This window comes from Streptomyces ipomoeae 91-03, assembly GCF_000317595.1.
GTDB lineage: Bacteria > Actinomycetota > Actinomycetes > Streptomycetales > Streptomycetaceae > Streptomyces > Streptomyces ipomoeae.
In genome coordinates, this window is sequence record NZ_AEJC01000254.1 from 1 (window position 1) to 11,000 (window position 11,000).

Genomic DNA, 11,000 nt, shown 5'->3' on the forward strand with positions numbered 1-11,000 from the left:
TGTCACAGACGATATGTCTCTTCCGGCCCGGGATTTTCTTGCCCGCGTCGTATCCGGACGTGGATCTCGGGACGGTGGCGGCGACCTTGACGGACTGCGAATCGATCACCGCGGCCACGGGATGCGGGGAGGCCCCCATGGTGCGGCGGACATGGCGCCGGAGCTGGTCACGGATGAGGTTGAAGATGCCGGCCGCGCGCCACCGGCTGAAGAACCCGAAAACCGTCTGAAAGGGCGGGAAGTCCGCTGGCAGGGCCCGCCATTTGCAGCCCGTATCCACCACATACCGGATGGCGTCCACGATCGCGCGGCGAGGGTGGGTCTCGGGGTGGCCGCCCGTGGCCAACTGGCAGGCGGACGTGGGCAGCAGAGGCTCCAGCAGGGCCCCCTCTCCGATGCTGGTGTCCGAGGGATAGCGGCGTTGTCGCATCCTGTGCTCCCTTGGGTCCCCCTCTCCGTGGAGGCGGGGATCAGGCGATCAGATCGAGGGTGGATTCGACGGAGTTGAGCTGGGCGACCATGTGCCGGACCCACTTGTCCGCGGGGGTGAGTGCGGCATGCGGGGTGACCGTGCCCGTGATCAGCCTGCGGATCTCGGTCAGCTTCTCGCGGATCACCCCACCTCGTATGCCTGGAGGATGTCGCCGTCGGCGGTGAACTGGTAGCCGTCGGCGCGTGTGTAGATGAGGGGCGGCCAGCCGTTCTGGGCGATGGTGTCGCGCAGCATCGCGAGCCCGGAGCGGACTTGGCTGCGGGTCAGTTCGGTTGCCCGCATCAGCTGCGGCATGTGGAGGCCGGCGGGGCGGGCGGACAGCAGCACCCGCCAGAGGGCCTCGGCGTACTCGCGGGCGGTATCGCCCTTGCACCGCGATCGGCGCGGCACGGCTACTCGCCCCGCAGCAGCTTGGTCAGCTCCTCGTCCATGTCCAGATGTCCGCTGTCGACGGCGGTGACAATCCACTCGCAGGTCGCCCGTACACGGTCGACGTTCTTGTGGATCACCTCACGCTCGTCCTGGGACAGGCGGCGTCCGCGCATCTGGGGCACCAGGCGGCCGGTCGCGGCCACGAACTTGTGACAGGCCCCGATCAGGTCCAGGAAGTCGATGGTGCGGTCGAGTTGCCGGACCACCGGCGCGACCGGGTTCTCCGGCTGCCCGGGAGGAGGTTCGGCCTCGTCCATCTGATGCCACCGGTCGGTCTGTGCCTTGTTGAACAGATGCCTGGCCGTGTCGTCGTTTTCCGAACTACGATCTTGAGCCTCTCGTTGCCTGAGCTGTGCCTGCTACTGGGCAACCGGCGGAATTCGTTGACCAGCGGGAACGTGGCTTCCGCCGAGTTGGATTCCCGCGCAGGAGTGCCCACGTTCCTGCCCTTGGGCGTCAGCGTGGACGCGAACGCACTCAGCAATGATGGGGCCCGCCGAATCGACTGCGTTTCGTCACCTGGGGCGGCCTATTTCGTCGGCAACTGAGGGGCCTCGCGTTTTCCGGACAGGCTTCTGACCGTTTATTTCACGCGGCGATTCGCAACTTCTCATACTCGGCGTGGACTTCGCGCGGAGGGCGGTAACCCACCGCCGAGTGGAGGCGTTTGCGATTGTACCAGAATTCGATGTAGCGAGTGATGTCCTGCCGGGCGGCCTCGCGGGTCAGGTAAGTCACCCTTGATACGCGCTCGTTCTTCAGGGCACCGAAGAATGATTCGGCCATGGCGTTGTCGAAACAGATCCCGGTGCGGCCGGCAGATCTGCGGAGCCCGAACCGGTCCAGCGTCCTCCCGAACTCGGCTGACATGTAGTTACTTCCGCGATCCGAGTGAAATATCGCGTCGGCCGAGAGGTTCCTGTTCCGTGCCGCGTTACGGATCGCCCTGGATATCAGTGAGGTTTGGTAGTGGTCGTCCATGGCGTAACCGATGACTTCCTTCGTGCAGCAGTCGATGACCGTTGCGAGGTACAGCCAGCCTTCCCCGGTCGCGATATAGGTAATGTCACCGACGAGCTTCTCGCCGGGCGCATCCGCGGTGAAGTCGCGGCCGACGAGGTCCAGCACCTGGCCGGCCGCAGCCTGAGTGAGGTTGAACCTCTTCGGTCGTGGCAGGCAGGGCATCAGGCCCAGTTCGCGCATGAGGCGGCGGACCAGCTCCACGCCCGCGGCGACGTCCCAGCGGTGCAGCTGGGCCTGGATGCGCCTGTGCCCGTAGGTGCTGTCGGACATGTCGAAGGCTTTCTCGATGAGCAATTTCAGTTCTTCGCGCCGCTGGGCGGTCGCGGATTTTGGGCGGGATCGCCAGTCGTAGTAGCCGGATCTGGAGACGCCGAGTCGGCCGCACATGAACTCGACGCTGTATGCGTACTTCTCGGTGTCGAGCCGCATCTCGTCGATGAACTCGTACTTGCTTGCTACCGGGGATCCTTCGCGAAGTACGCTGCGGCTTTTTTCAGGAAGGTAACTTCCATCTCCAGCTCGCGGTTGCGTCGTTCGAGTTCCTTCAGGCGCGCTCGCTCGTTCACCGTCAGTTCCGCCTCGGGGGCCGGTTCCTGCTGCTTCTGGTACTTCTTCACCCAGCCGCGTAGCGTCTCCGAGTTCAGCTCAAGCTCCCGGGCGACTTCGGAGATCGTCTTGCTTGACCTCAACGCGATCTGGACGGCTTCCTCGCGGAACTCCGGCGAGTACTTACTGGGTGGCGCCACTTCTTCCTCGTTTCCTTGTTCAGGACAACCCTATTGGGTGCCTGTCCGGAAACTTCGTGGCCCCTCACCACCGAGCAGCCGCTCTCGCCCGTCCACACCACGGCCGAGGAGACACTGGCCCCGTCCCCACCTATCCGGCGTGACGACTTCAACGCCTTCTACACGCAGGAGATGAGCGCGGTCACGGTGTTCCTGATGCACCAGGGCGCCACCCCCTACGAAGCGGCCGACGCCGCCCATGAAGCCATGGCCAAACTCCTGCCGGACCTGTGGCGCGCTCTGGACCACCCACGGACCTGGTTACGGGTCACCGCCCAACGCTGCTACTGGCGCCAGAGCAACAGCCGCGCCACCCCAACGGACCCGATCCCGGACCGCCCCGGCGGCACGTGCCCCCTCACCACCGTGGTCATCTCCGAATTCCAGCACACCGTCCTTGACGCCCTGCGCCAACTACCACCCACCATGCGCACCGTCATGGCCTGGGACATCGACGGGTTCACCTACACGGAAATCGCCGAAACCCTGGCCATGAGCCCAGCCGCCGTACGACAGAACATCAGCCGCGCCCGCAAGCGACTCATCACCCTCCTCGACCTCTGACCATCAATCCTCGACCCCACCAAGGGGGATGCACATGAACAACCGCACCGACCACACCATCGGCGAGGGTGGCAGCAACGACCCCGAACAGCTCCTGAACCAACTCCTGGCCCACCATCGCACCCACCTGACGAACGCTGTCGCCGACGCCCTGGACACCAGCACAGGCCGCACCGCCTTGTCCCCCCTGCGCCGCGAAATCTTCCACGGCATCAAGCCCCTCAAGCTGGCCGCCCCGCCCCCCGGCTGCACGTCCAACAGCCAGACGGCCGACCCCACCCCGCCGCTGGCGGCCAGCCGACTTCAGGGCGTCCTCACCCGACTTTGCGACATCAGGCTGACGACGGAAAAGGTCTGCGCCGGCACCGGTACGTCAACCGACATCCAGACCAGGGCGCAGACCGTGCTCACCAGGCTGCAGCACCTGCACGCCGGCCTACAAGCACGCAGCCTCACCCACGACCAAGCGCGCATGCTGTTCGAGCAACTGAGAAGCCGTATCTCAACCGAATGTGATCCCTTGGTTTCTGCTGGTCAGGCATGGTCTCACTTGGGGTGAGGGAGGCATGCGGCGTCTTGTGTCCGCTTGATGGCCGAGGGGTGCGCGGTGGCGTCGGTGCTGGGAATGCTGGAGGAGCGGGAGACGGCTGCCCGTGTGCGGGTGGAGGGCCTGCGGGAGGATGCCGCGCGGCTGGCTGAGGCATTGGAGGCCGCGGAGATCGAGCTGGACCGGCGGGTGATCGCGCGGGAGGAGCTGGTCGAGGCGTTGGCCGCCTCCGCGGCCGAGACGACTGCGGTGACCGAACCCCGGACCGAGGCCGAGCAGGCAACAGTGCCCTCGCCTGCACCGGTGCCGGGCTCGACGGTGCCGCCGTGGCGAGACGGGCTCCCGGTGACGGTGCTGACCTCGGACTACCAGCGGATTCTGGGTGTGGTGGAGGAGCGGTGCCCGGCGGGCCAGGGGCCGCTCAAGGCCAAGGAGATCGCGGTGGGGCTGGGCCTTCAGACGACGCCGGCCAAGGTCGAGGGGGTGCGCTCGAAGGCCAGGCGCCTGGCGGAGCGCGGGTGGCTGGTGCAGGAGACGTCGGGCATGTTCAGCGCCGGCCGACGGTCCGTGGCCGTGCCAGACGCCGGCCCATCCGCGTGACCATCGACCACCGGATCATCGCCTCGCTGGTAGCGGGCAGTGTTTCGTAATCCCTCGCCAGTCGGCGGGAGTTCATCAGCCACGCGAACGTGCGCTCTGCCACCCAGCGTCTGGGCAGCACCACGAACCCCTGCATGTCGTCGGTGCGTTTGACGATCTCCAAGGTCAGGGCGAGTTTCTGACGGCACCAGTCGACGATGGAGCCGGTGTAGCCGCCGTCGGCCCAGACGAGGGTGATGTCGCGGTGCAGGCTGCGCAGCCGGGCCAACAGGCCCACGGCGGCGTCGCGGTCGCCGATGTTCGCGGCGGTGACCGCGACGACCAGGAGCAAGCCGAGGCAGTCGGTCACGATGTGCCGCTTACGCCCGGGCACTTTCTTCCCGCCGTCGTAACCGCGTGAGGAGGCCGGCACCGTCGCGGCGGCCCGCACCGACTGCGCGTCGATGATCCCGGCCGTGGGCTCGGCCTCTCGGCCTTCGCGCTCCCTTACCCGTCCGCGCAGCCGGTCGTGGAACTCGGCGATCAGCCCGTGCTCGCGCCAGCGGCGGAAGAAGGCGTAAACCCGGCCCCAATCGGGGAAGTCCGCGGGCATCGCCCGCCACGAGATCCCGCCCGCGACCAGATAGCGGATCGCGTCCAACATCTGCCGGTGGCAGTAGCCCTCGGGCTGTCCGCCCCGCCCCTGGAGCCAGGCCGGCACCGGCAGCAGCGGCCGGATGGCCGCCCACTCCGTGTCCGTCATGTCCGACGGATACCGGCGCACCCGTTCGGGACGGTCGGCCGCGTTGCCGTACACGTGCGCGAGGCAATCACACGACACGGCGGGCGAGTTGAAGTCAACGGGCTCGGGCGCGTACAACAACGACAACAGGGCCTCCGGGAACCGCTCGGAATGGGGTCGCACCCCCGAGCTACCAGGAGGCCCTGCCTTCATGCGCATACACCGGGAAGATCACCCCGGCGGGAAACCTGTTCGACCTGCACGTTCCATGATCGGTTGAGATACGGCTTCTAAGGAAACCCCTTGGCCGCCTGTGGCTTTGGAGACCGGCAGGCCGTCTCTTGCTCACTTTACATGAGCTGGTCGTGCTGATCAGAGTCGCTGCCTGGCGCGGTCTGTCCGTGGTGGTTCGGCCTGAACCGCCCGACCGGTAGGTGGATTTGGGGTCACTGGTAGCGCGGTAGTTGCGCTTATCTGTGGGGTTTCTTTCGTTGGGCGCGGGTTGACCGGCGGGGTTGCTGGCGGGCTGTAGCTGGCGGCCGGTGCTGAACGGAGGGTGTGGGCTGGATGCGGACGGATACGAGCCCTGCTGCGAGGAGGCCGTTGTCGCGGGCGCTGTTGATGTGGCGGCCGAGTTCGGTGGGTGAGGCCATGAGGCGCCGGTGTGTGGGGGAGTGGTGGAGTTCGAAGCCGTAGCCGAAGTAGACCACCGCGCTGTGGCGGGTGCGGGCCGCCTGTCGCCATTGGCTGGAGGCTCGTACGGTCGCGCGGGCGATGACGGTGCCGTCATCGTGTTCGAGAGTCAGCTGCTGGCCGGTCAGCACGAGGGTGAGGTGCTGGGGGGAGATGTGTGAGGGGCCACGAAGTTTCCGGACAGGCACCCAATAGGGTTGTCCTGAACAAGGAAACGAGGAAGAAGTGGCGCCACCCAGTAAGTACTCGCCGGAGTTCCGCGAGGAAGCCGTCCAGATCGCGTTGAGGTCAAGCAAGACGATCTCCGAAGTCGCCCGGGAGCTTGAGCTGAACTCGGAGACGCTACGCGGCTGGGTGAAGAAGTACCAGAAGCAGCAGGAACCGGCCCCCGAGGCGGAACTGACGGTGAACGAGCGAGCGCGCCTGAAGGAACTCGAACGACGCAACCGCGAGCTGGAGATGGAAGTTACCTTCCTGAAAAAAGCCGCAGCGTACTTCGCGAAGGATCCCCGGTAGCAAGCAAGTACGAGTTCATCGACGAGATGCGGCTCGACACCGAGAAGTACGCATACAGCGTCGAGTTCATGTGCGGCCGACTCGGCGTCTCCAGATCCGGCTACTACGACTGGCGATCCCGCCCAAAATCCGCGACCGCCCAGCGGCGCGAAGAACTGAAATTGCTCATCGAGAAAGCCTTCGACATGTCCGACAGCACCTACGGGCACAGGCGCATCCAGGCCCAGCTGCACCGCTGGGACGTCGCCGCGGGCGTGGAGCTGGTCCGCCGCCTCATGCGCGAACTGGGCCTGATGCCCTGCCTGCCACGACCGAAGAGGTTCAACCTCACTCAGGCTGCGGCCGGCCAGGTGCTGGACCTCGTCGGCCGCGACTTCACCGCGGATGCGCCCGGCGAGAAGCTCGTCGGTGACATTACCTATATCGCGACCGGGGAAGGCTGGCTGTACCTCGCAACGGTCATCGACTGCTGCACGAAGGAAGTCATCGGTTACGCCATGGACGACCACTACCAAACCTCACTGATATCCAGGGCGATCCGTAACGCGGCACGGAACAGGAACCTCTCGGCCGACGCGATATTTCACTCGGATCGCGGAAGTAACTACATGTCAGCCGAGTTCGGGAGGACGCTGGACCGGTTCGGGCTCCGCAGATCTGCCGGCCGCACCGGGATCTGTTTCGACAACGCCATGGCCGAATCATTCTTCGGTGCCCTGAAGAACGAGCGCGTATCAAGGGTGACTTACCTGACCCGCGAGGCCGCCCGGCAGGACATCACTCGCTACATCGAATTCTGGTACAATCGCAAACGCCTCCACTCGGCGGTGGGTTACCGCCCTCCGCGCGAAGTCCACGCCGAGTATGAGAAGTTGCGAATCGCCGCGTGAAATAAACGGTCAGAAGCCTGTCCGGAAAACGCGAGGCCCCTCAGCTCTCGGATGACCTCGCGCACCGGGATCTGCGCCTCGTCGAACACCACCCAACCGGGAGCCGGTGGCAGGTCTTTGGGGCCGACGAAGGCACTCGCCAACGCCAGACGCACCGGCGCCCGGCGGGGAGCAAGCCAGCACAGTGCGGCCACTGTGGCCAGGGTGGGCTGCAGCAGACCACGCGAGCGGGCGCCGCTGATCAGACGCTCGGTGCTCAGCGCCACGGCCGCCGCCAGCGTCCGCGGATACCCGGCAGGCACCGACCGCTCATCGTCCGCGGCCCGGTGGATCAGCGTATCCATGTAGGCGTGAAGCCGGTCCACGCCGATGCCGCAGCTGACCAGATAGCCGCAGGCTACCTCGATCGCCAGCGGCCAGCACTCCAGTACCTGGGCCAGCCGAGACAGCGACGCCGCGTGCTGCTCAACCTCGCTCTCACTCAAGTCCAGTCGCAGCTGCAGCAAGCAGAGTGCTTCCTCACCGCTCATCGGGCTCAGATCGATGCGCCCTTGCACACCGTGCCAGTGCCCGCCCAGCGTCGTGACAATGACCCGGCCTCGCCCGCGACGCGGTAGCCAGGCACTGGCCAGGGGTGCGCTCGCATCGTCGAACACCATCAGCCACTGCCCCGGCAGGGACTGCAATGCGGCATGCACCCGCTCGCGTACCAACCGCGGATCCCGCACCTCTGCCGGTTCCTCACTGCCGGTCAGATGCGCCAGCACGCGGGCAAACGACGCGACCAAGGCCTCCTCGCTCTCGGCGTCCACCCAGAACACCGCGTCATAGCGGAAGGCCTGATCAGTGACGTGGGCAGCCGCCAGGCTCGACTTTCCCAGTCCCGACAGCCCGGTGACGACACACGTCCTCACACCCTCATCGTCCTCCTCGCCGGGAGAGAGAACCTCTGCGATCCCATCGACGAGGTCCGCGCGCACCACCTCCGGAATGGGCGGCAGCTGTCCGTAGACGATCCCGAATTCCTGCCGGCCGACAGCCGCAATCAGCTCCTCGTCGCCGACCAGCACCGACCGGTGAAAATCCCGCACATCCCAGTCCGCCAGGCCGGGGTCGGCCGCACGGCGCATGACCTCGGCTACTAAGACCGTGTCCTACGTGGTGAGGCGGACGAGACGCTTGTAGCAGCACAAGGCCGCGGCGAGACCGAGAAAGGCCAGGTAGTTGCGGGGATTACGTTCGTAGCGGGGGCTGAGTCTGCGGTAGCCGGACAGCCACGACATCGTTCTTTCGATCACCCACCTGCGGCGGCCCAGCCGTTCGCTGGACTCGATGCCTTTGCGGGCGATCCGGACTCCGATGCGCTTGCCGTGTAACCATTTCCGCAGGTCCGGTCGATCGTAGGCTTTGTCCGCGTGGAGGCGCTGAGGCTTGAAGTACCGGCCGCGATGGGGGTCGTGTCTCGTTTGGTGACCCGCCACCATCGGCTTCAGACCTTCGCTGTCGTGGGTGTTGCCGGCCGAGACGCCGACGACCAGGGGCAGTCCGTTCGCGTCCGACAGGATGTGCATCTTGGAACCCGGCTTGCCCCGGTCCACGGGGCTCGGACCTGTGTGTTCGCCCCCTTTTTTAGCCCTGACGTGGGCGGTGTCGAGGACTACACGGGTCACCTCGACCAGGCCGGCGTCGTCGAGCCGGTGCAGCACAGCCTCGTGCAATCGGCCCCAGACGCCGGCTCTGGACCAGATCAGGAAGCGGCGGTGAGCGGTCGACTTCGATATGCCGAAGCAGGGCGGCAGAGCCCGCCAGGCACAACCGCTGACCAGCACGTAGATGATCGCCGCGAACAGCGTCTCATCAGGCGTGTCCTGTGTACCGCCGCCCTGTGGCCGCACCTTCGACGGCGGGATCAGCGGCTTCGCGATCTCCCACAGCCCATCCGGAACAATCCAACTCCACGTATCCCGCCCCATGCCCTGCCCAACGTCCGCCTCACCACGTAGGACACGGTCTAAGACGTCGTCTCATTTGGTGAGTCTGCGGTAGCAGATGAGGGTGCAGGCGATGGCAGTGAATGCCAGGAAGTGGTCGGCTTTGCGCTCGTAGCGGCGGTGGAGTCGGCGACAGCCGGCGAGCCAGGCCATGGTGCGTTCGATGGTCCAGCGGTGGCGGCCCAGCCGCTTGGAGGACTCGATGCCCTTGCGGGCGATGCGGTGGGTGATGCCGCGCTGGCGTAACCATCGGCGCAGGTGGTCGTAGTCGTAGCCCTTGTCCGCGTGCAGTTTGGCGGGGCGGCGCCGGCGGGGTCCGCGGCGGGAGCGGATCGGCGGGATGCCGCGGACGAGGGGTTCGAGGGCCTGGCTGTCGTGAAGGTTGGCGCCGGAGACGCCGATGGAGAGGGGCAGACCGGTCCGCTCGGTGATCAAGTGGATCTTTGAGCCTTTCTTGCCCCGGTCGACAGGATTCGGACCTGTCAGCTCCCCCCTTTCATCGCGCGCATGTTCACCGAATCGATCGCGCACCGGCTCCAGTCCAGGTCACCGCGCCTGCCCAGCTCATCCAGGACCAGACGGTGGAGCTTGGCCCAGACCCGGGCCTTGGTCCACTCGGTGAACCGCCGGTGGGCTGTCGGCCCTGAAGGTCCGAACGACGGAGGCAACTGCCGCCACGTGCAGCCCGACGTGGCCACGAAGACGATCGCAGCCAGGACCTCCCGGTCTCCGTACCGTCGTCGGCCGCCGCCCTGCGGGCGAGATGGAGCCGGCGGCACCACCCGCTCGAACAGTTCCCACAACTCGTCTGGCACGAGACGCTCAACGATCCCCACGACGCCAGACTATCGAACAATCCAAATGAGACGACATCTAAGACCGTGTCCTACGTGGTGAGGCGGACGTTGGGCAGGGCATGGGGCGGGATACGTGGAGTTGGATTGTTCCGGATGGGCTGTGGGAGATCGCGAAGCCGCTGATCCCGCCGTCGAAGGTGCGGCCACAGGGCGGCGGTACACAGGACACGCCTGATGAGACGCTGTTCGCGGCGATCATCTACGTGCTGGTCAGCGGTTGTGCCTGGCGGGCTCTGCCGCCCTGCTTCGGCATATCGAAGTCGACCGCTCACCGCCGCTTCCTGATCTGGTCCAGAGCCGGCGTCTGGGGCCGATTGCACGAGGCTGTGCTGCACCGGCTCGACGACGCCGGCCTGGTCGAGGTGACCCGTGTAGTCCTCGACACCGCCCACGTCAGGGCTAAAAAAGGGGGCGAACACACAGGTCCGAGCCCCGTGGACCGGGGCAAGCCGGGTTCCAAGATGCACATCCTGTCGGACGCGAACGGACTGCCCCTGGTCGTCGGCGTCTCGGCCGGCAACACCCACGACAGCGAAGGTCTGAAGCCGATGGTGGCGGGTCACCAAACGAGACACGACCCCCATCGCGGCCGGTACTTCAAGCCTCAGCGCCTCCACGCGGACAAAGCCTACGATCGACCGGACCTGCGGAAATGGTTACACGGCAAGCGCATCGGAGTCCGGATCGCCCGCAAAGGCATCGAGTCCAGCGAACGGCTGGGCCGCCGCAGGTGGGTGATCGAAAGAACGATGTCGTGGCTGTCCGGCTACCGCAGACTCAGCCCCCGCTACGAACGTAATCCCCGCAACTACCTGGCCTTTCTCGGTCTCGCCGCGGCCTTGTGCTGCTACAAGCGTCTCGTCCGCCTCACCACGTAGGACACGGTCT

General features: G+C 66.1%; 12 protein-coding genes and 2 pseudogenes. 5 read left to right on the forward strand and 9 right to left on the reverse strand.

What is annotated here, in order from left to right; translation table 11 throughout:
- The 4 genes and pseudogenes from STRIP9103_RS16540 to STRIP9103_RS16555 all read right to left on the reverse strand — a co-directional run.
- A partial coding sequence (locus tag STRIP9103_RS16540; RefSeq protein ID WP_048820408.1) for a transposase occupies window positions 1-430 on the reverse strand: 430 nt, incomplete at its 3' end.
- 40 nt (window positions 431-470) lie between these two features.
- Window positions 471-883: pseudogene (locus tag STRIP9103_RS16545) on the reverse strand (RacP protein).
- Between the two features lie 2 nt (window positions 884-885).
- A pseudogene (locus STRIP9103_RS16550) lies at window positions 886-1,260 on the reverse strand (DUF6192 family protein); the annotation flags it as partial.
- Window positions 1,261-1,513: 253 nt separating this feature from the next.
- Window positions 1,514-2,694, reverse strand: a protein-coding gene (locus STRIP9103_RS16555; protein ID WP_086019210.1) for an IS3 family transposase whose coding sequence is annotated in 2 segments (ribosomal slippage) — window positions 1,514-2,430 and window positions 2,430-2,694 — 1,182 coding nt in all. Because the reading frame shifts where the segments join, the coding sequence is not laid out codon by codon here.
- A gap of 15 nt (window positions 2,695-2,709) precedes the next feature.
- On the opposite strand from STRIP9103_RS16555, the gene STRIP9103_RS16565 reads away from it, so the two are divergent.
- From STRIP9103_RS16565 to STRIP9103_RS16575, 3 genes are read left to right on the forward strand one after another with little or no spacing between them, the layout of a single operon-like run.
- Window positions 2,710-3,297: an RNA polymerase sigma factor gene (locus tag STRIP9103_RS16565; protein WP_158696881.1), complete on the forward strand. Its 588-nt coding sequence runs from the start codon at window positions 2,710-2,712 to the stop codon at window positions 3,295-3,297.
- A 34-nt stretch (window positions 3,298-3,331) separates the two neighbouring features.
- Window positions 3,332-3,856 carry a hypothetical protein gene (locus tag STRIP9103_RS16570; protein WP_009313215.1) on the forward strand — a complete coding sequence of 175 codons (525 nt, stop codon included), beginning with the start codon at window positions 3,332-3,334 and terminating at the stop codon, window positions 3,854-3,856.
- Window positions 3,857-3,886: 30 nt separating this feature from the next.
- Entirely contained in the window at window positions 3,887-4,444 is a 558-nt protein-coding gene (locus STRIP9103_RS16575; RefSeq protein WP_048820410.1) for a hypothetical protein, read from the forward strand.
- On the opposite strand, the gene STRIP9103_RS16580 is transcribed toward STRIP9103_RS16575, so the two are convergent.
- Entirely contained in the window at window positions 4,392-5,348 is a 957-nt protein-coding gene (locus STRIP9103_RS16580) for an IS5 family transposase (RefSeq protein ID WP_009311895.1), read from the reverse strand. The two genes, STRIP9103_RS16575 and STRIP9103_RS16580, sit on opposite strands and share 53 nt — an antisense overlap.
- 287 nt (window positions 5,349-5,635) lie before the next feature.
- Window positions 5,636-6,046 carry a hypothetical protein gene (locus STRIP9103_RS49925; protein WP_158696882.1) on the reverse strand — a complete coding sequence of 137 codons (411 nt, stop codon included), beginning with the start codon at window positions 6,044-6,046 and terminating at the stop codon, window positions 5,636-5,638.
- 37 nt (window positions 6,047-6,083) lie between these two features.
- Between STRIP9103_RS49925 and STRIP9103_RS16595 the strand changes: the two genes are divergently transcribed.
- Window positions 6,084-7,264, forward strand: a protein-coding gene (locus STRIP9103_RS16595; RefSeq protein WP_086019210.1) for an IS3 family transposase whose coding sequence is annotated in 2 segments (ribosomal slippage) — window positions 6,084-6,348 and window positions 6,348-7,264 — 1,182 coding nt in all. Because the reading frame shifts where the segments join, the coding sequence is not laid out codon by codon here.
- Here STRIP9103_RS16595 and STRIP9103_RS48385 read toward each other — a convergent pair.
- From STRIP9103_RS48385 to STRIP9103_RS48390, 3 genes are all read right to left on the reverse strand, one after another.
- The gene (locus tag STRIP9103_RS48385; protein ID WP_009313211.1) at window positions 7,207-8,394 is read right to left on the reverse strand and encodes an NB-ARC domain-containing protein; all 1,188 of its coding nucleotides are present in this window, start codon (window positions 8,392-8,394) and stop codon (window positions 7,207-7,209) included. The two genes, STRIP9103_RS16595 and STRIP9103_RS48385, sit on opposite strands and share 58 nt — an antisense overlap.
- A gap of 24 nt (window positions 8,395-8,418) precedes the next feature.
- The gene (locus STRIP9103_RS46535) at window positions 8,419-9,237 is read right to left on the reverse strand and encodes an IS5 family transposase (protein ID WP_009300981.1); all 819 of its coding nucleotides are present in this window, start codon (window positions 9,235-9,237) and stop codon (window positions 8,419-8,421) included.
- A gap of 51 nt (window positions 9,238-9,288) precedes the next feature.
- Window positions 9,289-10,085 (reverse strand): IS5 family transposase gene (locus STRIP9103_RS48390; RefSeq protein ID WP_234022146.1). Its coding sequence is split into 2 segments (ribosomal slippage): window positions 9,289-9,747 and window positions 9,750-10,085, totalling 795 coding nucleotides; the frame shifts between segments, so codons are not numbered across the junction.
- Between the two features lie 86 nt (window positions 10,086-10,171).
- Here STRIP9103_RS48390 and STRIP9103_RS46540 point away from each other — a divergent pair.
- Window positions 10,172-10,990: an IS5 family transposase gene (locus STRIP9103_RS46540; RefSeq protein ID WP_009300981.1), complete on the forward strand. Its 819-nt coding sequence runs from the start codon at window positions 10,172-10,174 to the stop codon at window positions 10,988-10,990.
- Window positions 10,991-11,000: the final 10 nt, after the last annotated feature.

Bases quoted from the DNA above. Each gene is read 5' to 3' on its own strand.
- STRIP9103_RS16570 (WP_009313215.1), top strand. From the start codon at position 3,332: ATGAACAACCGCACCGACCACACCATCGGCGAGGGTGGCAGCAACGAC.
- STRIP9103_RS48385 (WP_009313211.1), bottom strand. From the start codon at position 8,394: ATGCGCCGTGCGGCCGACCCCGGCCTGGCGGACTGGGATGTGCGGGAT.
- STRIP9103_RS46535 (WP_009300981.1), bottom strand. From the start codon at position 9,237: ATGGGGCGGGATACGTGGAGTTGGATTGTTCCGGATGGGCTGTGGGAG.
- STRIP9103_RS46540 (WP_009300981.1), top strand. From the start codon at position 10,172: ATGGGGCGGGATACGTGGAGTTGGATTGTTCCGGATGGGCTGTGGGAG.
- STRIP9103_RS16575 (WP_048820410.1), top strand. From the start codon at position 3,887: ATGGCCGAGGGGTGCGCGGTGGCGTCGGTGCTGGGAATGCTGGAGGAG.